The sequence below is a fragment of the Candidatus Neomarinimicrobiota bacterium genome, assembly GCA_017656425.1.
Lineage (GTDB): Bacteria > Fidelibacterota > UBA2242 > UBA2242 > B5-G15 > JACDNV01.
In genome coordinates, this window is record JACDNV010000016.1 from 24871 (window position 1) to 46568 (window position 21698).

Annotated in this window: 22 protein-coding genes, 2 tRNA genes and 1 pseudogene; 3 read left to right on the top strand and 22 right to left on the bottom strand. The window is 32.0% G+C overall.

What is annotated here, in order from left to right; translation table 11 throughout:
* Positions 1 to 8: 8 nt before the first annotated feature.
* The 3 genes from purL to H0Z29_10045 are packed head-to-tail and all read right to left on the bottom strand — an operon-like array spanning position 9 to position 5343.
* A complete protein-coding gene (gene purL / locus H0Z29_10035; GenBank protein MBO8131833.1) occupies positions 9 to 2243 on the bottom strand; it encodes a phosphoribosylformylglycinamidine synthase subunit PurL in 2235 nt (744 codons plus the stop codon).
* 9 nt (positions 2244 to 2252) lie between these two features.
* Positions 2253 to 3491: a diaminopimelate decarboxylase gene (lysA, locus tag H0Z29_10040; GenBank protein ID MBO8131834.1), complete on the bottom strand. Its 1239-nt coding sequence runs from the start codon at positions 3489 to 3491 to the stop codon at positions 2253 to 2255.
* Between the two features lie 22 nt (positions 3492 to 3513).
* Positions 3514 to 5343, bottom strand: a complete 1830-nt coding sequence (locus H0Z29_10045; GenBank protein MBO8131835.1) for an excinuclease ABC subunit C — start codon at positions 5341 to 5343, stop codon at positions 3514 to 3516.
* Between the two features lie 171 nt (positions 5344 to 5514).
* Between H0Z29_10045 and H0Z29_10050 the strand changes: the two genes are divergently transcribed.
* A complete protein-coding gene (locus H0Z29_10050; GenBank protein ID MBO8131836.1) occupies positions 5515 to 6597 on the top strand; it encodes a DUF362 domain-containing protein in 1083 nt (360 codons plus the stop codon).
* Here H0Z29_10050 and H0Z29_10055 read toward each other — a convergent pair.
* Genes H0Z29_10055 through folB form a run of 7 tightly spaced genes read right to left on the bottom strand, consistent with a single transcriptional unit; the run spans position 6588 to position 10174 of the window.
* Positions 6588 to 7460, bottom strand: a complete 873-nt coding sequence (locus H0Z29_10055; protein ID MBO8131837.1) for an SDR family oxidoreductase — start codon at positions 7458 to 7460, stop codon at positions 6588 to 6590. The two genes, H0Z29_10050 and H0Z29_10055, sit on opposite strands and share 10 nt — an antisense overlap.
* A complete protein-coding gene (locus H0Z29_10060) occupies positions 7461 to 7889 on the bottom strand; it encodes a hypothetical protein (GenBank protein ID MBO8131838.1) in 429 nt (142 codons plus the stop codon).
* Complete coding sequence (locus H0Z29_10065) at positions 7862 to 8473, bottom strand: hypothetical protein (GenBank protein ID MBO8131839.1); 612 nt, start codon at positions 8471 to 8473, stop codon at positions 7862 to 7864. The genes H0Z29_10060 and H0Z29_10065 overlap by 28 nt, the downstream gene beginning before the upstream one ends.
* The gene (locus tag H0Z29_10070) at positions 8436 to 8630 is read right to left on the bottom strand and encodes a hypothetical protein (GenBank protein MBO8131840.1); all 195 of its coding nucleotides are present in this window, start codon (positions 8628 to 8630) and stop codon (positions 8436 to 8438) included. The genes H0Z29_10065 and H0Z29_10070 overlap by 38 nt, the downstream gene beginning before the upstream one ends.
* The gene (locus H0Z29_10075; GenBank protein MBO8131841.1) at positions 8627 to 9274 is read right to left on the bottom strand and encodes a deoxynucleoside kinase; all 648 of its coding nucleotides are present in this window, start codon (positions 9272 to 9274) and stop codon (positions 8627 to 8629) included. The genes H0Z29_10070 and H0Z29_10075 overlap by 4 nt, the downstream gene beginning before the upstream one ends.
* A gap of 5 nt (positions 9275 to 9279) precedes the next feature.
* Positions 9280 to 9789, bottom strand: a complete 510-nt coding sequence (folK, locus tag H0Z29_10080; protein MBO8131842.1) for a 2-amino-4-hydroxy-6-hydroxymethyldihydropteridine diphosphokinase — start codon at positions 9787 to 9789, stop codon at positions 9280 to 9282.
* A complete protein-coding gene (gene folB / locus H0Z29_10085; protein MBO8131843.1) occupies positions 9779 to 10174 on the bottom strand; it encodes a dihydroneopterin aldolase in 396 nt (131 codons plus the stop codon). Before folB ends, folK begins: the two co-directional genes overlap by 11 nt.
* 202 nt (positions 10175 to 10376) lie before the next feature.
* Between folB and H0Z29_10090 the strand changes: the two genes are divergently transcribed.
* Together H0Z29_10090 and H0Z29_10095 are read left to right on the top strand one after the other, a co-directional pair.
* A tRNA-Arg gene (locus H0Z29_10090) sits at positions 10377 to 10450 on the top strand.
* A gap of 59 nt (positions 10451 to 10509) precedes the next feature.
* Positions 10510 to 11238, top strand: a complete 729-nt coding sequence (locus tag H0Z29_10095; protein ID MBO8131844.1) for a glycosyltransferase family 2 protein — start codon at positions 10510 to 10512, stop codon at positions 11236 to 11238.
* Positions 11239 to 11670: 432 nt separating this feature from the next.
* Here H0Z29_10095 and H0Z29_10100 read toward each other — a convergent pair whose 3' ends face one another.
* The 12 genes and pseudogenes from H0Z29_10100 to H0Z29_10155 form a co-directional block, all read right to left on the bottom strand.
* Positions 11671 to 12120, bottom strand: a complete 450-nt coding sequence (locus H0Z29_10100) for a hypothetical protein (GenBank protein MBO8131845.1) — start codon at positions 12118 to 12120, stop codon at positions 11671 to 11673.
* Between the two features lie 32 nt (positions 12121 to 12152).
* Positions 12153 to 12281, bottom strand: a pseudogene (locus tag H0Z29_10105) (TdeIII family type II restriction endonuclease).
* The gene (locus tag H0Z29_10110; GenBank protein MBO8131846.1) at positions 12281 to 12472 is read right to left on the bottom strand and encodes a hypothetical protein; all 192 of its coding nucleotides are present in this window, start codon (positions 12470 to 12472) and stop codon (positions 12281 to 12283) included. The pseudogene H0Z29_10105 and the gene H0Z29_10110 overlap by 1 nt, the downstream one beginning before the upstream one ends.
* Positions 12469 to 13512 (bottom strand): hypothetical protein, encoded by a 1044-nt coding sequence (locus tag H0Z29_10115; protein ID MBO8131847.1) that lies wholly within the window; start codon positions 13510 to 13512, stop codon positions 12469 to 12471. The genes H0Z29_10110 and H0Z29_10115 overlap by 4 nt, the downstream gene beginning before the upstream one ends.
* Entirely contained in the window at positions 13496 to 14350 is an 855-nt protein-coding gene (locus H0Z29_10120; GenBank protein MBO8131848.1) for a site-specific DNA-methyltransferase, read from the bottom strand. The genes H0Z29_10115 and H0Z29_10120 overlap by 17 nt, the downstream gene beginning before the upstream one ends.
* Before the next feature lie 9 nt (positions 14351 to 14359).
* Positions 14360 to 14620: a hypothetical protein gene (locus tag H0Z29_10125; protein ID MBO8131849.1), complete on the bottom strand. Its 261-nt coding sequence runs from the start codon at positions 14618 to 14620 to the stop codon at positions 14360 to 14362.
* A gap of 11 nt (positions 14621 to 14631) precedes the next feature.
* Positions 14632 to 14844, bottom strand: a complete 213-nt coding sequence (locus H0Z29_10130; protein MBO8131850.1) for a helix-turn-helix transcriptional regulator — start codon at positions 14842 to 14844, stop codon at positions 14632 to 14634.
* Between the two features lie 375 nt (positions 14845 to 15219).
* Positions 15220 to 16368 carry a Fic family protein gene (locus H0Z29_10135; protein ID MBO8131851.1) on the bottom strand — a complete coding sequence of 383 codons (1149 nt, stop codon included), beginning with the start codon at positions 16366 to 16368 and terminating at the stop codon, positions 15220 to 15222.
* An 83-nt stretch (positions 16369 to 16451) separates the two neighbouring features.
* Entirely contained in the window at positions 16452 to 17135 is a 684-nt protein-coding gene (gene radC, locus H0Z29_10140) for a DNA repair protein RadC (GenBank protein MBO8131852.1), read from the bottom strand.
* An 86-nt stretch (positions 17136 to 17221) separates the two neighbouring features.
* Positions 17222 to 17316: transfer RNA gene (locus tag H0Z29_10145), tRNA-Ser, on the bottom strand.
* Positions 17317 to 17363: 47 nt separating this feature from the next.
* Positions 17364 to 18803: an Asp-tRNA(Asn)/Glu-tRNA(Gln) amidotransferase subunit GatB gene (gene gatB / locus H0Z29_10150; GenBank protein MBO8131853.1), complete on the bottom strand. Its 1440-nt coding sequence runs from the start codon at positions 18801 to 18803 to the stop codon at positions 17364 to 17366.
* A gap of 102 nt (positions 18804 to 18905) precedes the next feature.
* The gene (locus H0Z29_10155; protein ID MBO8131854.1) at positions 18906 to 21398 is read right to left on the bottom strand and encodes a PAS domain S-box protein; all 2493 of its coding nucleotides are present in this window, start codon (positions 21396 to 21398) and stop codon (positions 18906 to 18908) included.
* Between the last annotated feature and the right edge of the window lie 300 nt (positions 21399 to 21698).

A 21698-nucleotide genomic window follows, 5' to 3' on the forward strand; every position in this document is an offset into this window, starting at 1 on the left:
AAATTCCTTTATTTATTCATAATGTTAGGAATTGCATTGTAGTATATTTGTGATATAGTTTTTACATCTATTTTAATCAGGTCATTTATTCTGAGTACACCATCAGCCTTTACTCTACCAATTGTTGTACACGGAACAATATTTCTAGAAGCAATCTTTTCCATCTCTAGCAAATTTTTCTCGTCAATACTAACAATAATACACGATTGACATTCGCTAAAAAGCAATTCATCATTTCTCATATCACCTGAAGCAAAAATCGATGCACCAATATTTTTTTCTGGATTTTTTATGCATGCTTCAGCAATAGCCACTGCCATTCCGCCATCTGAAATATCTATCGCTGATTTTATTATCCCTTCCTTTATCCCATCGAGCACTGCATTGTGAACTCTTTTTTCAAATTCCAGATCAATCGTTGGTGCATCCCCTTTTACAAGTCCATAAATTGTCTTGAGATATTGGCTACCACCAAGTTCGCCTTTTAAATTTCCTATCAATAAAATAAAATCACCCTCATCTTTAAACCATGGTGTTGTAACATATTTTATGTCATCAATTATACCAAGCATTCCGACAACAACAGTAGGATAAATTGCACCCTCGGGAGATTCATTGTAAAAACTAACATTACCACCTGTTACAGGGGTATTAAATACTCTACAAGCATCTCCCATTCCCAGAACAGCTTCTTTAAACTGATAATATATTTCAGGATCGTATGGATTGCCAAAATTTAAGCAGTTAGTAATAGCAATTGGTTTGGCACCAGTACAAACTACATTCCTTGCAGCTTCAGATACGGCTATTGCACCACCTCTGTAGGGATTTAAATAAGTATATCTACCGTTTCCATCAGTTTTTACAGAAAGAGCTTTATCTGTATCCTTTATTCTTAATACACCTGCTCCATCTCCTGGTTTGATCACAGTATTAGTCATAACTGAATGATCATATTGTTTATAAATCCACGACTTGTCTGCAATATTCGGTGAGCCAATAAGTTCTAGTAATACCTTGTTATAGTCACGCGGCTCTTCAATATCATCAACATTAAAATTTTTTGTCTCACTTAAATAGCTGGGTATCTTAGTCTTTCGTATATAAGATGGTGCACCTCCACCCAATACCAGATGCCAGGCAGGGACTTCTCCAACCTTTTCCCCATCCATATAAATTTCAAGCAACTGTGTATTGGTTACCTGACCTATTTCAACGCAATTTAAATCCCATTTTTTAAATATTTTCTTTGTTTCTTCTTCAAAACCTTTTTTTACAACGACAAGCATTCTTTCTTGAGATTCTGAAAGCATAATTTCATAAGGTGTCATGTCTGGTTCTCTTAAAGGTACTTTACTTAAATCAAGGATCATACCCGACTTTCCTCTTGCTGACATTTCAGATGTAGAACATGATATACCAGCTGCTCCCATATCTTGCATTCCTACAAGAAAACCTTTCCTGGCTAACTCTAAAGAAGCTTCCAATAATAACTTCTCAGTAAAAGGATCTCCCACCTGTACAGAAGGTCGTCTTTCTTCAGATTCCTCTGATAATTCTTCAGAAGCAAATGTTGCACCGTGAATACCGTCTCTTCCTGTTGAAGAACCAACAATCATTACTGTATTCCCTTCACCTTTAGCTGTTGCACTTACTATATAATCGTGTTCAACTATTCCTACCGTCATCACATTTACTAATGGGTTACCAGTGTAACAATCTTCAAAATATACCTCACCCGCAACAGTTGGAACTCCAACACAATTCCCATAATGTGCAATTCCCTGAACCACATGATCAAAGAGATATTTATTTTTAGGATTGTTCAATGGACCAAACCTCAATGAGTCAAGATTTGCTATTGGTCTTGCACCCATTGTAAATATATCTCGTAATATTCCACCTACACCTGTAGCTGCTCCCTGAAAAGGCTCTATTGCAGAAGGATGATTATGAGATTCGATCTTGAAAGATACGGCAAGCCCATCACCAATATCAACAAGCCCGGCGTTTTCTTCACCGGCTCCAACTAACAAATGTTTACCAGTTCTTGGCAAAGTCTTCAATAAAACTATTGAATTTTTATAGCTGCAATGTTCACTCCACATTACTGAAAATATTCCTAATTCAGTATAGTTTGGTTTTCTCCCGAGTATTTCTATTATCCTATTATACTCTTCCTCTGTCAACCCATGCTCCATAGCCAGTTCCAATGTTACTTCCGGCTCTTTAAACTTTTCCATCAGCTTCTCCTAAAATTTAACCTTTAAAAGTCTAGATGTATAATGTTCATATGTTTCCCGTTCTGTTATTAGATAGTCCTTGCCATTGTATATTGCTACCTCAGCGGGTCTGAATCTAAGATTGTAACTGCTTGAAAGCACACTACAATATGCACCAGCCTCGCCGAATATAATTATATCACCTATCTTAATATTATCGGGTAGCAATCTATCTTTCGCCAATATATCCGTATTTTCACAAATCTGCCCACAAATATTATAAATATTTTTATGTTTATCAAATTTCTTATATAAATAAACATTATGTTCTGCACCATATAGGGCTGGTCTTGGGAATATATTAAAGCCTGCATCCACACCGATAAAGTTTTTATAGCTCCTTTTGATCCCTGCTACCCTAGTCACTAAATATCCCGCATTACCAACAATAAATCTTCCGGGTTCAATAGATAAATATGGATCATTTAAACCATATTCTTTCACCTTATTTTCAAAAATTTTAAGTATTTCTTGCCCTACCCATTCAATATCCAACTCTTCCTGATCATCATAATATGGTATACCAAAACCACCCCCTATATTTATATTTTTAATATTTACATTAACCTTTTTAATTATCTCGCTGATTATCACAAATAATTGGTTAATAATAAATGGGAAATATTCTTTATCAAGATTGCCTGAACCTACCATCATGTGTATGCCAAAGCGTCTTATCCCATAATCATATGCTAACCTGTATGCATCAATAATTTTCTCTTGTGGTATACCAAATTTTGATTTTGTACCACCTGTTATTATCTGCTCATATTTACCTTTACCTTCGCCAGGATTAACTCTAAAACTAACAAAATCCACTTTACCTAATTTTATTAATTTTTTGAATGACGATATATCGTCAAGATTTATTATTACATTATTATCTATTGCATATTTCAGGTCATTTTCACTTTCGTAACTACTCGTAAAAAAAATTTTATCTGAACTTACTCCCTCTTCAAGAACCATACGTATTTCACCGGGACTAACACAATCAAACCCTATCTCCCTATCTTTCAAGAAGTTAACAATTACTGGATGAGAATATGCTTTCAATGAATAGTATATTTTAACCTTACCGCTTGCAAAATTAAACGCATTCTTTAATCTATTAAGATTTTTTTCTATTTTATTGAAATCGTAGACATAAAGTGGTGTCCCATATTTCTCGACTAAATTTTTAACGTATACACTTTCAATTTTTTCCATATTATAATCCCTTATCAATATGTTATCGATGCAAAAAATGCCAGATTGTTTCTGCAAGTTTTTTACCAATACCAGGAACAGTTGTGAGGTCTTCAATAGATGCTGATGCTATTTTTTCAACAGAACCAAAATGTTTAATTAGTTCTTTCTTTTTTTTCTCTCCAACTTTAGGTATTTCATCCAGGATTGATTTTATTGTTTCCTTTTTCCTCCTTTTCCTGTGATAGGTTATCGCAAATCTATGTGCCTCATCTCTAACCCTTTTTAGAAGTATCAATGAAAGACTATCCTTTGGTAGAATAATTGGGTCCCTTTGTTCAGGTATAAAAATTTCCTCAAGTCTTTTTGCTAATCCTATAACGGGAATATTTTCAAGTTCTAAACTTTTAAGAACCTCTACTGCTTTAGATAACTGCCCTTTACCCCCATCAATCAATATCAAATCTGGCAGATCTTTTTTTTCTTTTAATTGTCTTGTATATCTTCTTTTCATCACCTCAGAGATCATTGCATAATCGTCAATACCATTTACACTTTTTATCTTATATTTTCTATACTCACTTTTTTTAGGCTTCCCATCCTCAAAAACCACTACAGAACCCACAGACTGTTTTCCCTTTATGTTTGAAACATCAATAGCCTCAATCCTTCTCGGATACATTGGAAGATTCAAATCTTTTTTGAGACTTTTAAGAACCTTTGGCACAAAATCAACTTTTATATTTTCCTTATATTTAAATTCTTCGAATTGCAGCTTCGCATTTTTTTCAGCTATTTGCAAAAGCCTTGCCTTTTCCCCATGCTTAGGTACGCTAATTCGTATTTTCTTTCCTTTTTTACTTGATAACCACTCAACTAAAAGTGATTGATTTTCTGGTTCGATATTAGTTATAATTTCATCTGGCAATAAAATAGTTGAGCTATAATATTGCTCTAAAAAGCTTGAAACAATTTCACTAAACTCTGCATTTTCAGTATTTTGTAATTGGAAGGGTTCTTTACCTATTATTTTTCCACCTCTTATTCTAAAAAGAAGGGAAAGACCATAATTATTTTCTATTATAAAGTATATTAAATCAACATCATTAATCCCTTGTAATTCAATGTATTGCTTCCGTGAATATAACTGGATTGCTCTTAGCTGATCCCTATAACGAGCAGCATCTTCAAATCTTAATTCACTGGCAGCTGTCTCCATTTTATTTTTTAAATATGACATGACACTATCAGTCTTTCCATTAATAAAAGCTTCAACTTGCTCTATCATATTTGAGTACTCTTCTTTACTAACTAATCCATGGCAGGGACCTCCGCACTTTTTAATATGATAGCTTAAGCATAGCTTTATTTTTTTTAATTTTACAATATTGTCGGTCAGGTTATATTTACATGTTCTAATCTGAAATATCTTATTAATGATATCTAAAGTCTTTCTTAAAGATTTTACATCAGTGAAAGGTCCAAAGTATTTTGAGCCGTCATCAAGAAGCCTCCTTGTAATATAAAGTCTGGGATAATTTTCATTTGTTATTTTAATATATGGATATGTTTTATCATCGCGAAGGCAAACATTATACTTTGGTTTATACATTTTTATAAGAGTATTTTCAAGAATTAATGCTTCAACTTCCGAATTCGTTATAAAATATTCTACATCATGTATTTTTGAGACCATAATCATCTGTTTTGGGTTCATGTTAGTCTTACTAAGGTATGAGCGAACCCTGTTTCTAATATTTTTAGCTTTACCTATATAAATTATCTTCCCCTGCCTATCTTTAAATATATAGCAACCTGGCTGTACTGGTGCTTCTAATATCTTTTCCGTTAATTTACCTTTTGTAATAGTCATTTCATTCATCTTTAAATGCAATTTCTCAATTTTTCATACCATAATATAATTTTTTATCCTGAAATATTCATTGCATTACTTTATTATATTTATTTATTTTACAGTTCTTTGTTTATTAAGGGCATATTTTTTACTTTTAAATTGATGGAATTGAATATAGGAAGGATAACAATGGAAAGGTCAAAATTACATCTATTCAGATTTACTAATAAAGATAATATCGAACATGTAAAAAAAGGAATTCACAGACTGCTTGAAGCAATGAAGCTGGAGTCCATTCTTAAAGAGGAAGAAATAGTAGCAATAAAAATTCATATAGGTGAAAAGGGAAATAAAACTCATTTAAAACCTTACCATGTAAAACCTATTATTGATTATATAAAAAATTATGGGGCAAAACCATTTTTAACTGATACATGTGTTCTTTATAAATCACAAAGAAGTAATGCATACGATCATGTATTGCTTGCTCATGAACACGGCTTTGGTATTGAAAAAATAGGTGTTCCATTTATTGTAGCAGATGGCATTGCAGGAAGAAATGAAGCTTCTATTAGAATTGATGCCCCTATTAATAAAGAAGTATACATTGCCGCTGATTTTCTTGCCGCAAATTCCATCGTAGTAGTTTCTCATGCTACGGGACATATGCAAACTGGTATCGGTGCTACAATAAAAAATATCGGAATGGGAATGTCGAGTAGAAAGGGTAAATTAGTACAGCATAGCGTTTCTAAACCCCGAATCGTTTCTCAAGTATGTACTGCATGCGGCTTATGTTTAAGATGGTGCCCGGCTGATGCAATTGTTGTCAATAGCGAGGGAAAGTCGGTTATAGTTGAAGAGAAATGTATTGGCTGTGGTGAGTGTCTTGCAGTTTGCAGATTTAATGCTGTTAAATTTAGATGGGATAGGACAGATGAAGAGGTCCAAAAGCAGATTGCTGAACATGCATTGGGTGTTATAAAGAGTAAAAGAGGAAAAATAGCTTATATTACTTTTGCAATTACTATGACAAAAGACTGCGATTGTATGGCTCAACCAGAAAGATTTGTTGTAAAAGATATCGGAGTTATTGGCGGCTACGATCCCATTGCTATTGACAAAGCTATCATCGATTTAACAGAAAAGGAAAGCGGTATTAATCTATCAAAAGCATCATATCCAAATATTAACTACAATGTTCAACTTGAATATGGTGAAAAGATAGGGCTCGGTCGCAGGAATTATGAAATTGAAGAGATTCAAGTATAATACTTTGATAAAGCTTCCTGAGTAGTCAGAATCGGAGTTCTTAATATACCTTTTGCTTTTGTGATATCAAAACTCACATCTTTTGGCCTTACCGCTTTGTAGTGAACTTCTTTATAACTTACTTTCTCAATTCTTTCATTATAATCACGATTTAAAAAGTTACATAATCTGATAGCAAAATCATACCTGGATATTCTCTCTGGTCCACCAATATGAATTAAACCAGAAAAATCAATATCACAGAGTTCTTTTATTAGATCCGCTGCATTATTTACACAGAGTAAACTTCGATATTGATCGTAAATTATCTTAATTTTTCCCTTACCATAAGCTAGGGTATTCCACAGCCATTCCTGTCGGTATGATATATTAAAAACTCCTCTACCATACATTAATGCCATTCTGATAACAGCGTTTTTATTTGAAGCTAACACTATATTCTCTGCTTCGACTTTGGTCTTGCCATAGAAGTTTATTGGATTTGCTTTATCTGTTTCTTTATAATATGATGATAATCCATCAAAAACCTGATCCGTCGATATATAAAGTAATTTTGCTCTATTTTTATTACACCAGTCTGCTATTATCTCAGTTGATTCTACATTAACCAGCCATGCTATTTTCTTATTTACTTCTGCATCATCCGGGTCAGATACGGCAGCGTTTTGAATTACTATATCAGGTTTTACTTCATTTAATATTTTTAAGACATCACCCTTTCCGATAAGATTTAGCTTTAAGAAATTTACTGTTCTTATTCTATTGGAGTTGTATGTTCCATATGCTATATAACTATTAAACAATGCTTTATATAAATGTCCACCAAGAAAACTATTTGCCCCTGTTAGTAATATCTTTCTCATTTATTTTTTTAAATTTTTTAATTGAAACCCTAAAAAGAATGAAATCCCAATCAGAAGGAGATATAAATATCCTACTTCAATATCTTTCATCTTTATTTTAGATATGAAGATAAGTATAAGAAAGTTTAAGATACCAAACAGAATTGATGAAAATCTCAGCCTAAATACAATTTTATCAAAAAATATAACTATACTAATTCCTATTATATTTGCTAAAAGGCAATAATACATATATAATGCACTCAATAAGTCTAATAACTTTATCGGCAATACAAGAGAAAAAGAAATAAATATGCCTGCAAATAAAACAACCAAAATCCTTGTCTTGAAGTTTTTGACTTCTAATAATTTATGCAAATAACCCACAGCAGAGCCTGTTATGGCTACAATTAGTACAGATATTAATACCTCGATATTAACTCCTTCCATATCGAAAATTTAACGACCCTATAATGAGGATCGTATACTTTTATAAATCTCTCCGAATGATGAATTATCGGGTAATTTTCTCTTTTAATCTTTTGAGTAAAATTTTTAAAGTCATTTATTGAGAAATTCAACTCACCTCTTTTAATTAAATTTCCTACTTCTGACCACCTTTTATCAAATAGTGCTTGATTTCCTACATTTTTTGATGATAATAAAATGGCTTTTGCTAAAATCTCTGGATCAAAATTCTCACATTTAAACTTTTTAAGATTAATCCATATAAACTCACTATCATTTTCTATAGGCTCATATAAAGAAGCATTGCAATCTTCCTCAATCTCTGATATCTCTTTTTCAATTGAGTATTTTATATCATCAATATTTGAACCTAAATGACCAGGACCAAAAGTTGCTTGAAAAGTAATTTTATATATATCGGACAGTTGTGCCTCTTGGTACTTGGTGATAAACGTTTTGATAAATTTGCCCCACCTCATATTTTCATTATTTTCAGGACATCGTAAAAGTATCAATAAAATACAAAAATTAAGCAGTAGTATCTTCGTTCTTGTCAATCTCTTCAAAATCGGCATCTTCAATATCGTCTTTGTCTATTAATGATTCGCTTTCCTTATTTTTCTGCTTATGTTCTTTGATTTGTACCTTAGTAATGAAGTGTTTTAATAATTTCAACAATAGATAGATAATTAGCGCTATAAATATTAATTGAAATAGCCTCATTTTAACACTCTTTTTACAGGTTTATAATACTTTGTACCCTCAAAAGGGGTATTAATGACCTTTAAAATATCATTTAAATCGTTCTCGTTGTTTACAAAGTCTATTTCCTCTGTATTTATGATTAATAGAGGGCTATCGTAATACATAAAGAAGAATTCATTATATACATGAATCAATGATTCGATGTATTCCGGTTCAATATACTTCTCATAACTTCTGCCCCTTGTTTTTATATTTTGCATCAACCTATTCACACTTGCTTGCAGATATATCACAAGATCAGGCTTTAGAATATTTTTTTCAAGCAACCTGTAAAGACTATTATAAAGGGAAAATTCTTTTTCATTCAAATTTATACTAGCAAAAAGTTTATCTTTCTGGAACATATAGTCACTTACAATCAACTTTGAGAATAGATCCGCTTGCTTTAATTCCATCTGCTGTCTATATCTACTCAATAAAAAAAAGATTTGTGTCTGAAAAGCGTATCTTTCTGTATCTCTATAAAAATCGTCGAGAAAAGGATTTTCTTCAGGCTTTTCCAGTAAAAGTTTTGCAGATAATTTTTTTGAGATAATCTTAGCAAGGCTTGTCTTCCCTACCCCAATAACACCCTCAATTGCAATGTAATATATACTATTCATAATTGCTATAATAATATTTTAACAGCTTTTTCAACCTTTTTATCTTTATCCCTTAGATTATAAATCATATTATTTATTGTTAGTCCACAGTCAGGACATACAAAATCTGGTGCAATTTCCTCTAAAGGAATGAGAACAAATTTTCTTTGTTTCATTTTATCATGAGGTATGCAAAGAATGTCACCTTTAATTACAATGCTATTAAATGCTATTATATCAAGATCTATTATTCTTGGTTCATACCTTTTTTCCCTTTTTAAATTTCTTCCCATCGATTTTTCAATAGATTTCAAAGCTTCAAGTAATTCAATTGGTTCATATTCAGTACTTACTTCTATCACAGCATTATAAAATTCTGGCAAAGAATCATCTTCCTCAGGATCTGAGATATAAATTGAAGAAACCTTATTTATTATAATTTTATTGTCCGCCGAAATGATATTTATAGCCTTTTTGATATTCTGTAGTCTATTGCCAATATTTGAGCCAAGTCCTATGTAAACCTTATCGTACATTTAAACCTTTCATCTTTTCAAAAAAATCATTTTTTGAATATTCAAGTTCAACCTCTACATAATCAAGAACACCCTTCAGTGGAGCATTAGGTTTCCTCAAATTGATTTTAACAGAATCAACGTTAAAGCTTTTGAAAATGATTTCCATAATTTTACCAGCAAGCTTTTCAAGTAGATAATATTGGGAGTTTGTTACAACATCGTGAACAGTCTTATATACTTCCTCATAATTAATCGTATCTTCAAGATGACCTGTTTTTATCGCTTTTGACATATCAAATTTTAATTCAAGATCAACTTCAAATCGACCGCCAAGAATTTTTTCCTGTTCGACTGCACCATGATAACCATAGAAAACCATATTTTTTAGAATAACTTTACCCATATATCGCCTTTATAAAACTGTTTGAATTTACCTAATGACTTACCAATTGTCAAGGTAACTAAAATGGGAGATTGTAAAACTTAATAAATATTTATTATAGTTTAGGGTAGAATTCTACCTTAAATTCTATTAATTAAATATTAATATAATAAATATTGAATTCTAAGTTATAAAACAATTAAATTTTAGTGATTTTAAAAGTGCGCCCGTAGCTCAATTGGACAGAGCGTCTGGCTACGGACCAGAAGGTTGAGGGTTCGAGTCCTTCCGGGCGTACAAATTATTTTTTAAAAATATTTTAGTAAATTTTTGCAATTGTTTATAGATTTACATCTGTGAATAAAAATTATAACTTAAATTTTATTAATTTCTCATTCATAATCCCAGCGCATAATGAGGAGGCATACATTTCAAAAACTATTAATTCCATTAAAAAGCTTGACTATCCGAAGGATAATTTAGAGGTGATTGTTGTAGAAAACGGCTCTACTGACAATACACACAAAGAAATTATGGATAATGCACCAGATTGGTTCAAAGTTTTAAAGATCAATGAGTATGGAGTATCAAGGGCAAAGAACGCAGGTATTGAAAATTTAACATTTAGTAATGGTTGGGTAATTTTTCTAGATGCTGACACATATATCGAAAAAGATTTTTTAACTGAGTTAAAAAATTTTTTTCATAAGAACCATGCTAAAAATCTCACCTGCGGAATGGTTTCTCTACTTCCCTATCCTGATTCAAAGCTTGCGAGAGTCTGGTATCGATTCTATAATTTTGCGAATAAAATAACAAAGACATCCAGATCAATTCAAATAATTCGAAGAGATCTCTTAAATGAAATTAGATTTGATGAGAAATTGTCATTTGATGAAGATACATACCTGTTGAAAGAGTGCAAAAAATATGGTGAGTATTTTTTCTTTAAAACCAAAAAGGTTTTCTCATCTACACGTAGATTTGAAAGAGTAGGATGGATAAAGCAATTATTTATCTGGATTTATATGGCAACCAGATCTTATGAAAAGAAAAAACAAATAAAATACCCGGTTTTAAGATAAAGTTTTATCATTTAAAATCTTTGTTTAAAGCATTTATTTATAAGTATAGAGTCTAATCGTAGGCCTATATACCTCTATAGTAACCTTTCTTTTAAGTGTTAAAATGAAATTGTTAATTTGAACGTAAATATTTTATATAGAATCAAGTTACCATTTTAGCGGTGCCTGTTTAAAAAATTCGAACCAATTTCCCCCAAAAAACCGATAATACCCGCGGGACGTCGGAATTCCCCCCAGGTCCACCATACGCCTGCCCCGTGAAGGGCGACCTTTGGACTTCCCAATTTAAAGTTTTTCTAATCCACCAAGGGCGGATCGCTCGGCTCTGCCGAGTTTGGCAGCAAATTCTTTTTTAATTTTAATTCAGTTGGTAAAAACTGAGCAATTTCTTCGTCTGAAAATGTTAATTCTTCATCAATCTTAAGTGCTTTTCTAGCATCTTCGTAAACCCTTGAGTTTGTCTAATGGGCAATCTTGTATATAAGTTTCAATTCTTTTATTTAATTGATCTCTTTTTGATGTAACCAATTCAACCTTGCCCCATCCCTTGATTTTCTCTGTAGTAGAATATTTTTCACTAAGAATTCTCTTTATGTCTTGCAATAATTGAGATTGACTGTTTGATTCATTATCATCATATCGATCAAATTTATCATCAGGCATAATAAATAAAACATCTACATCTCTGGGCGGTCTGATATTTGTGTGTTTACCATAAGATCCAATTAATAATTTTGTACTTCCGTTATATTCATTATCAGGATAATAATGATCGTGTAGTTTTTTACACACTCCATTATATTTTCTCTTTGCATCTTCTCTTTGTGAAGATGTAAGTTTTATATTTTCATAAAATTGTTCAAATTGTTTTTGAATGCTCACAAGTTAAATAATGTTTTCGAATTAAGAATATCTTAACTTTCTCTTAAACTTTTCATCTTCTCTTCAATTTCGTCATATAATTCTAATCCAGCTTCTTCAAATACATTTAGCAAATCTTCATATGTTCTTTCTCCGCCGAGTAAATCCCAAAATTCTTTACTTAGGAGTTACATTCCTCAATTTCTTGAATTGCAGTTTTAACAATACTATCTAGACATATAGATAAAGCGCTAATAATTCCTTTTCGTATAAAAATTATTTCTTCTTCACTAAGTTTTCTTCCAAACTCCTTTTTAGCTAATTTTTGTAAATATTCTTCTTCAACTTCAAATATAATATTATTACCCATCATAGTATTTTTAAGATAAAATTATTAGTTTTTGCCTCCTCATTTAACAACTTTAAATTTCTTTTTTGAGTAGAGGTAAGTTTTCTAACATCAAAATGATTCTCCACCGTTAATTTCAAAACAGGTCTTGGATTAAAACTCCTTCCGTTAATTCTCACATCCTCTAAATTTGTAAATAAAATCATTTTAATCAACCCGTCTTTTATATCACCGACAGATGGCAGTGTTCCTTTGCTGTGCTTACCTTCTATTAAATAAACTTCCTTTCCTTTTAACTCAACTTCATCTACTGTAAAATAATAAAAACCGCCAAGATAATTTTTGATTGTAATAATACCTTTTTCTCCGGATAAATACTCTTTAGGTTGAGTTGTTATACTTTCTCGTCTTTGGGCCTTCTTTGCCAAAGCACGAGAAAGATTCATAAATTTTTCTTTTCCTCTTTGCAATTGTTTTATTCTTTTTTCTGCACTAACCCAAGAATGCATCTCAACTTTAGTCTTTTTTGAAATTAGTTTATAGCTTTTTAATGCTTTCTGAGCAATTTCACCAATTTTATCTATTTGAGAAAGATTCCAATGTAAAGCATCGGATTGATAGGAAAGGATTTCCTGTATTTTTTCTTTAATATAACCTACATCAAACCTCTGGTTGGTAATCTTATGTCTGTACCTTTTGCTTCTTTCCGCCTCAACATAATAGCCAATAATTACATAAACACCCAAGAGGCTCATTAAAGAAATAGTATCCCATTGAAGAAAATCTCTGTCTCCTTTTTTGCCTTCATCTTTTACTATGGGAATAATTGTTATTTTTCTTCCCGCAAAATTTAAAGTATCATAAACTCTTGCATAAGGATAAGAACGAGTCCGTTTAGCTGAAACCCACCAACTTATAGCTACGCTCTTTCCTTTACTAAAATTTAATATAAACGAAGCATGTTTTGATAATACTTCTTCCAATTCCCTAAATGCAAATTCTTTTAAATCTGCACAAAGATAAGGTTTATATTTTATTCCTATTATTTTAGCGGATAGGTCCATATTTTCCCGGTTTACGAATAATTATTTCCAATTTGTCATCTGTATTAAAAAAAGCTGTCTGTTCACCAAACCCTAACTTTTTCTTAATAATTGGGATTAAGGATTTCTTGATTTCTATGCCAATGCTGTTTCTGCCTAAATCTCTGGCTACTTTCATTGTTGTTCCACTTCCCACAAAGGGATCTAAAACTGTTTCTCCTTTATAGGAAAAGAGCTTTATTAATCTATAAGGCAGTTCCTCTGGAAAAGCTGCAATATCTTTTTCTAGGGGAGAACCCGGCAATACGTTATTCATTTCCCAAAGTGTCATATACCATTTGTTATCCGAAAATTCTTTTTTGTCTATTTTGGAAGCCTCTCTTACTTCTTTAGGGATAGAACGGTAATTAAATTTTTTGCCTTTCTGAAAAATTATAATACTCTCCAGTAAATTATCTGGATAAAAATACATAGGATAAGGGTTTTGCAAAATAACCCCACTCCTTCTACTAATCCTTAAATACCCATCGGGTTTTTTCCAAATAATTCTATCTCTGTATTTAAAACCTACCTCAAGAAAAATCTTTGTAGCATCAGCAGTTATTGGAAATTTTTCTCCATTGATGAGCATATCGTCAATATTTAATACAGCAATTCTCCCTACTTGAAGAACTCTATAAGTTTCCTGAGCAAATCTTTTTAACACCCCAAGATATTGTCCATAACTTTTAAACAATCCTTTGTAATCAAAAGGGGCATTGAAATATGGAGGAGAAGTTACCATCAAATGAACACTATTATCCGATATCTCATCCATGCTCATACAATTTCCAATTATAAGTTTGTGATAAGTAGCCATAATATTTCTTTATTTATTACTTGTTAAGCTACAAAAATTTAAATCATCTCCTAATTTCTTTCTCCAACAAAGCTCTCTTCTTCCGTGATATGACTCGTAATATCTCTTTAAATCATTGATATCAACCTGTGTTACACCATTTCCATTATATTTTTTTACTTTACCGTACTGAATTAAATAGGAAATATTTGACTCAGTTATAGTTCTTTTTAAGAATTTACTAGCCCACTCACTAGCCTCTTTAATCGTTAATAGTTGTTTTGTTTGCATTATAGGTGAACTCAGTTTATTAAATCATCCAATGTTGTATTTAACGCTTTCGCAATCTTCTCCGCTACATACACCAAAGGCTTTTTAATAACGCTTGTCTCGATCTTGGTCAAAGTTGTGTAAGGCACATCGACTTTACAGTCAAGTTCGCCTTGAAACAATCTAAGATCGGTTCTTAATATTCCTATTTTATTTACTAATTTATTGCCTTGATTATTTTCCATATTTTGATATCATAAAATTGTTGATATTTTCTCCTTTCATTATACTAACAAATATAATGAAAGCAAGCAAATTTTTACAAGCCAAAAATGGTAAAAAGCCCAATTTTGGCCTGCGTGGTTCGCAAACAAAGGTGAAAAGATTTGAAGGGAAAATCGGCTGGCATATCCTTTTAAATTCCCCCAGAATACCAATTGGTTGTACTTTTTGGACAAAAATCGAACTTTTTATAATCCTCACCAAAAGATAAACTTTCGGGCATGTTACAATCTTCTACTTCCACTAATTCACATTCTCTTTTCTCAACTTCTTCTTTATATTTCGTTTTTGCGTTGTCCAAAACATTTTTAAAGTGCTGGGGATTTTATCTGTCATAATTACTTTTTAAATAAATCTAAATACTTCCATAAAACAAAAAGGCGATTACGGGAATGGCCTGTTATTTCTTTAACCAGTCCTGCTTTTAAAAATTTACTAAGAAGAGAGTTAGCAGTATTAAAAGCAACATCAAATTCCGTCTTGATAGTTTTCACATCTACAATGGGTTTAGAAAACATAAAAAGTAAAGCCCGATGGCCAATCTTTGCCTGACGCCCAAACTTCATAATCTCTCTTTCATACAATTGGCGAAGCTTAATAATCTCTTCAAAAATGTTTATCCCTTCTTTAGAAATAGTAATAATCCCTGTAAGAAAAAATTTTAACCACTGCTCAATGTTATTGTTTGTTCGAACTAAATTAAGAGAATCATAATAAGATGACCTGTGTCTTTCAAAAAAACTTGAGAGATAGAGAGAAGGTTTTTTTAAAAATCCATAATTAATAAGTTGCAAAGTTATAAGAAGACGACCAATTCTTCCATTACCATCCAAAAATGGATGGATAGTTTCAAACTGGTAGTGTGTCATAGCAGTTTTAATCAATGTAGGGATACTTAACTTTTTATTATGCCAAAATTCCTCTAAATCTTTTAAAAGATTGGGGATTTCTGTATGATGCGGTGGAATAAAAATAGCATCTTGCAAACTTGAACCTCCTATCCAATTCTGGCTTTTTCTTATTTCCCCAGGTTCCCTTTCCTTCCCTCTTACTCCAGAAAGCAAAATTCTATGAGCGTTCTTTATCAACCTCATACAAAGAGGGAGATTCTCAAGCTCTGATACTGCGTAGTTAATTGCCTTAATATAATTCTGCACCTCTCTCCAATCATCTCTCTTTTCAGGGATTATTTCTTCTTCAGAAAGAATCGCCTCTTCTACACCAGTTTTTGTACCTTCAATTCTGCTTGATAAAGTTGCTTCTTTAACTACATGCATTCTTATAAAAAAATCAACATCAGGAACCAACAAAGAATAGGCATTAAATTCTCCTAACAATCGCACCGCTTCCTCTAATAGTAAAGTGATTATTTTATCTTCCCATTCAAATGGCTTGTTAATAAATTTAGGACTAAAATATTGATACTCATAGTCCTTCCCTTGGAAATATTTTTTATAAATGCCCGCTTCAAACTTTTGCATATTTATTATCCATGTTAAATTGAAATAAACACTCCTTTTATTTCAAGTTTATACAATAATCTGAAATAAATCAACTTTATATTTCAAGTTTATTGCAGTAAGCCTTTTTCTTTAAAGCTAAAATATCTATTTTTTACTACAATGATATGGTCAACTACTTCAATGCCCATAATTTTGCCAGCCTCAACTAATCTTTTAGTGATTGTTAGATCCTCTTCTGATGGCTCGATATCCCCTGATGGATGATTATGGGCTAAAATGATTTGAGCGGCTAAATTTCTTACTGCTGGCTCAAAAACTTCTCTCGGGTGAACTAAATTAGCATTAAGAGAACCAATCGAGATAATTTCTCTTTTGATTTCCTGATTTCGGGAGTCAAGATAAAAAATAACAAAATGTTCTTTTTTGTTGTCTCTGATATCTTTTAATTCTTCCCAAACCTCTTTTGGTTTTAGATAAATTCTTGCCTTTTTGCCTCTGAGAAGTCTTTTGCCTAATTCAAAACAAGCGACTATTTCGCAGGCTTTGGCTGGTCCAAGTCCGGGATAGTCTTTTAGTTCATCAAAAGTTAGATAGGGTAGTTTATCGGCTTTAAATCTTTTTAAAATTTTACCTGCCAGCTCAACCACATTTTCTCCCTTTTTACCCGAACGTAGAAGGATAGCCAAAAGCTCTGAATTAGAAAGTTTTTCTGGGCCATAATGCATCAACTTTTCTCTTGGTCTTTCGACTTTTGGCAATTCTTTGATTGTTTTCTTAACTTTGATCTGCATCTTTATTTCTTCATTAGAAGGAATCCATTCTTGTTATCGGCGTATTGAAAATATGTCAGAACATTCAAAAATACCGAGATTTAGTTTGGCGGAGAGGGAGGGATTCGAACCCTCGGTACCGGTTTTAGCCGGTACACACGATTTCCAATCGTGCTCCTTAAGCCAGCTCGGACACCTCTCCCTAACTCAAATAAAAAGAATTAAATCAAAAATAAAATTCTAAAACTTCTATTTATTCAAAAATTCACTTAACAATTTATTTACAATCTTAGGATTTGCTTTACCTTTAGTTTTTCTCATAACCTGTCCCATAAAAAATCCGATCAGATTCTTTTTCCCGGCTTTATATCTTTCAACTTCATTAGGATTTTCTGCCAGTACTTCATTCACAACTTTCATCAGCTCATCAGTATCGCTTACCTGAACTAAGCCCTTTTTCCTGACAATTTCTTCAGGTGATTCGTCTGTATCAACAATCTCGTTAAAAATATCTTTTCCAACATTACCAGTTATTGTCCCATTTTTTATCAATTTCAACAATTCTGCGAATGTTTTAGGTTTCAGTTTAATATCCCTGACTGAAATATTTTTATCCTTTAACACCCTCAGAACTTCACTCTGTATCCATTTGCTTGCTAATACAGGATCGTCCAAGTATTTCACAGTTTCTTCAAAATAGTTAGCAAGATATTTATCCGAAGTTAAAATCTCCACATCATATTCTCTCAAATTATATGAATTTAAAAATCTTGCATATTTTTCATCTGGAAGCTCAGGTAGAGCTTTATTTATTTCTTCAATCCATTCCTTTTCAATTTTCATAGGTACCAGGTCAGGTTCTGGAAAGTATCTATAATCATCTGCTTCCTCCTTTGTTCTCATCACTCTCGCTTTTCCTCTATCTTCATCCCAGAGTAATGTCTGTTGTAGAACTTTTCCTCCTTCCTTAAGAATTTCAATCTGTCTGTTAATTTCAAATTCCAGTGCTCTCTCAACACCTCTGAATGAATTCATATTTTTCATTTCAGTTTTTGTCCCTAACTCTTTTACGCCAACTTTTCTGACAGAGATATTCGCATCACACCTGAGACTGCCCTCTTCCATATTGCAATCACTAATTTCAAGATATTCCAGAATCTGCTTTATCTTGGACAAATATAAATATGCTTCTTCAGGAGACGAAATATCAGGTTCTGTAACAATTTCAATAAGTGGGACACCGCACCTATTATAATCGACAAGGGTATAATCACCTTTACCATGTATATGAATAGATTTACCTGCATCCTCTTCAAGGTGTATCCTTCTTATCCTTATCTTTTTATTTTTTCCATTTACTCTAATATTGACATAACCATCATAACATAAAGGCTCTTCATACTGTGATATTTGATAACCTTTTGGTAAATCTGGATAAAAATAGTTTTTCCTGGCAAAACGAGAAAAACCTCTTATCTTGCAATTTGTAGCAAGCCCCATTTTGATAGCAAATTCTACTGCCTTTTTATTCAATACAGGCAAAACTCCCGGCATACCAAGGCATATCGGACAGGTATTGGTATTTGGCTCCGCTCCATACTCATTTTTACATCCGCAGAATATTTTTGTCTCTGTCAAAAGTTGAGCATGAACCTCAAGTCCTATTACAGCTTCATACTGATTACTCATAACCTAATCTCCGAAGATCAATAATTAAAAACGCTTTAAAATAAGTTTTTATAAGAATAAATTCAAACAGTATTTATCAATAATTGATTATTCCCTGATTGTTCATTCTTTATCCAGGATATTACGTACTGCTCTAACAAGCTCATCAAGGTTATACGGTTTCTGAATAAAACCTGCTAATCCCTTTTTAAAGAGTTTCGTTTTTAGAGCAGGATCAATAAATCCACTTACAATGATAACTTTTATATAGGGCTTTATCTCTTTCAATTTGTAGAATACCTCATCTCCACCCATACCAGGAATTCCCATATCAGTAATTACAAGGTCTATTTTCTCTTTATTCTCTTCGAAATACTTCACTGCCTCTGTTCCGTCTGCAACTTTGACCACATTGTAACCCTTTATATTTAAAGTAGCCGCCATCATTTCAAGAATCCCCTCTTCATCTTCAATAATAAGGATCGTCTCACTTCCTCCGGGAATTTTATCAAATTCATCGGTAACTTCTTTCCGCTTTTTTATTTTCTTTTTTAAAACAGGTAAATAAATAGTGAATTTCGTTCCCTTTCCTTCTTCACTCTGTACTTCTATATAACCATTATGGTCTCTAACAATTTTATAAACTATTGAAAGTCCAATACCGGTTCCCTTACTTGGCTCTTTTGTAGTAAAAAATGGATCAAAGATATTATTTAAATGTTCCTTTTTTATTCCAATTCCAGTATCCTTAAACTCAATTTTTATATGATCAATTTTTTTCGCATCCGGGAATTGAGCGATAACTTCTTCACTCTTGATTAAACTCGTACAGATTTCCAGAGTACCACCATCAATCATTGCATCTCTTGCATTTACACATAAATTCATGAATACCCGACGTAGCTGGCTTTCATTTGACAGTGTATCTGGAATATTTTCACCTGGTATAAATTTTACCTCGATACTTTTTGGGAAAGTCTCATTAACTACATTGATAATATCATCTAATAACTGATTGATATTAACAGACTCAAGCTCAGAATCATCTTTTTTTGCAAGATCTAATAACTGTTTTACTATAAATGCTCCTCTTTGTGCGGTTTTTTCAATTATTTCGATTTTCCGTTTCCTGTCTTCGGGCGAATATTCTCTAATTTTCAATAGTGAAGCGTGTCCAAGTATTATACTTAAAATATTATTAAAATCATGAGCAATTCCACTGGCTAATTGCCCAAGTGATTCCAATCTTTGCCTCTCCTGCAGCTGTCTATTGAGTTTTTCTTTTTCAAACTCAGCTTTTTTTATCTCTGATATATCCTCAAATATACAAATACCACCAAGAAGTTCATTTTCTATGGAATAAAGAGGTTTTGCAAAAACTCTTATATATATATTATTTAAATTACCTTCTCTAATATATTCAAGTTCGGATATTGTTGTTACCCCGGATAAAACATTATCTACAATTTTTAAAACATCTTCTCTGTTAGATTTAAGAAGGTTTAATCCAATTAATTGATCTTTCCCAATTCCTAAAATTTTTAATGCTTTTTCATTACACTCGTTTATTATACCTTCTTTATTAAAGTATACTATTCCCAATGGTACATTTTCAAAGATTAGCCTGTATTTTTTTTCACTATCCCTGATTTTATTTTCAAGTTTTTTCCGTTTTGTAATATCTCTTACTATCCCAATTGCATGCCGCTCATTGTTTAAAAATACCGTTGAAATAGACAGCTCTACATCTATTTCTTTTCCATCCTTTCTTAAAGCCTTCATTTCATGTATCTTATTCAAAAAAGGAGAAATGCCTTTTTGTTTAAATTCAGTAAGCTCAGCTTCAAATCTTCCCATTAATCTATCAGGTGTGATTAGGTTGTGTAGGTGTTTGCCACATATTTCCTCCTTTGAAAATCCAAACATCTCTTCAGCTGACTTATTCCAGAATACAACTCTTCCTTCGGAATCAAGCATTATAATTGCATCCATTGCAGCACTTGTAAGGGCATATAGTTTATTTTCACTACTTTTCATTTCGCGAATTGAATCTATCAGTTGGTTTTCATGAAGGAATAATAAACCACCCAAAACCATAGCAATGGGGAAAATTGTAATAAAAGCAAACCATGTATCCTTTATTATTGCCCACCCAGTACTTATGGGAACAATAAAAATCTTGCTAAAAATTGCTATTAAAGATACAATTATTCCTAATAAAAAAAGTTCTGGTATGCCTATTCTTTTTCCTCTGTTCTTAAAAATTTTATTAAAGAGTAAGCCGACACATGTGGTAAGTATTGTTGCCACTAGACTTGCCCACATCCCCTGTCCATTAGTGATTATTCTACAAGCAACAGTAATAAACATGGTAATTGAAGCGGTTATACATCCGCAACACAGCGCAGAAAGGGCTAATATAACTATTATGGCATCATAAGTCCCTGTGACATAATTACAAGGGAACATCATACTGACACAAATAATCCCACCAAATAGAAGCCCCATAATTATTTTTCTTGACTTATCATTTAATTTCCCTATTGAGTTAATTAATGCGTAGAAAGTACATAGTGATAATATGAGCGCCGTATTAAAAATAAGGTCATTGTACATCTTCTAACCTTTACCACTCTGTTTTATTTATTTCAAATTTAAATAGTAGATAAGTTCCATTTATCATCATGCATTTTAAATATTATATATCGACAAGGGATTACTCTCTTGATAATACTTATATTCTGACATAATAAACTCTCACATCCTTACTAATCTTTATTAAAGTTTATTCTTAATAAGGATTTTTCAAGTTTTATCATCAAAAAAATATATATAAAAAAAGAATTAAATTGAAGGTTTGGTAAATTTTTTTTTTTTTTTTTTTTTTTTTTTTTTTTTTTTTTTTTTTTTTTTTTT

What these genes read in the sequence shown, in the direction of transcription:
- purL (MBO8131833.1), bottom strand. Translation starts at nt 2,243, where the DNA reads ATGGAAAAGTTTAAAGAGCCGGAAGTAACATTGGAACTGGCTATGGAG.
- lysA (MBO8131834.1), bottom strand. Translation starts at nt 3,491, where the DNA reads ATGGAAAAAATTGAAAGTGTATACGTTAAAAATTTAGTCGAGAAATAT.
- H0Z29_10045 (MBO8131835.1), bottom strand. Translation starts at nt 5,343, where the DNA reads ATGACTATTACAAAAGGTAAATTAACGGAAAAGATATTAGAAGCACCA.
- H0Z29_10050 (MBO8131836.1), top strand. Translation starts at nt 5,515, where the DNA reads ATGGAAAGGTCAAAATTACATCTATTCAGATTTACTAATAAAGATAAT.
- H0Z29_10055 (MBO8131837.1), bottom strand. Translation starts at nt 7,460, where the DNA reads ATGAGAAAGATATTACTAACAGGGGCAAATAGTTTTCTTGGTGGACAT.
- H0Z29_10060 (MBO8131838.1), bottom strand. Translation starts at nt 7,889, where the DNA reads ATGGAAGGAGTTAATATCGAGGTATTAATATCTGTACTAATTGTAGCC.
- H0Z29_10070 (MBO8131840.1), bottom strand. Translation starts at nt 8,630, where the DNA reads ATGAGGCTATTTCAATTAATATTTATAGCGCTAATTATCTATCTATTG.
- H0Z29_10075 (MBO8131841.1), bottom strand. Translation starts at nt 9,274, where the DNA reads ATGAATAGTATATATTACATTGCAATTGAGGGTGTTATTGGGGTAGGG.
- folK (MBO8131842.1), bottom strand. Translation starts at nt 9,789, where the DNA reads ATGTACGATAAGGTTTACATAGGACTTGGCTCAAATATTGGCAATAGA.
- folB (MBO8131843.1), bottom strand. Translation starts at nt 10,174, where the DNA reads ATGGGTAAAGTTATTCTAAAAAATATGGTTTTCTATGGTTATCATGGT.
- H0Z29_10110 (MBO8131846.1), bottom strand. Translation starts at nt 12,472, where the DNA reads ATGATGGGTAATAATATTATATTTGAAGTTGAAGAAGAATATTTACAA.
- H0Z29_10115 (MBO8131847.1), bottom strand. Translation starts at nt 13,512, where the DNA reads ATGGACCTATCCGCTAAAATAATAGGAATAAAATATAAACCTTATCTT.
- H0Z29_10120 (MBO8131848.1), bottom strand. Translation starts at nt 14,350, where the DNA reads ATGGCTACTTATCACAAACTTATAATTGGAAATTGTATGAGCATGGAT.
- H0Z29_10125 (MBO8131849.1), bottom strand. Translation starts at nt 14,620, where the DNA reads ATGCAAACAAAACAACTATTAACGATTAAAGAGGCTAGTGAGTGGGCT.
- H0Z29_10130 (MBO8131850.1), bottom strand. Translation starts at nt 14,844, where the DNA reads ATGGAAAATAATCAAGGCAATAAATTAGTAAATAAAATAGGAATATTA.
- radC (MBO8131852.1), bottom strand. Translation starts at nt 17,135, where the DNA reads ATGCAGATCAAAGTTAAGAAAACAATCAAAGAATTGCCAAAAGTCGAA.
- gatB (MBO8131853.1), bottom strand. Translation starts at nt 18,803, where the DNA reads ATGAGTAATCAGTATGAAGCTGTAATAGGACTTGAGGTTCATGCTCAA.
- H0Z29_10155 (MBO8131854.1), bottom strand. Translation starts at nt 21,398, where the DNA reads ATGTACAATGACCTTATTTTTAATACGGCGCTCATATTATCACTATGT.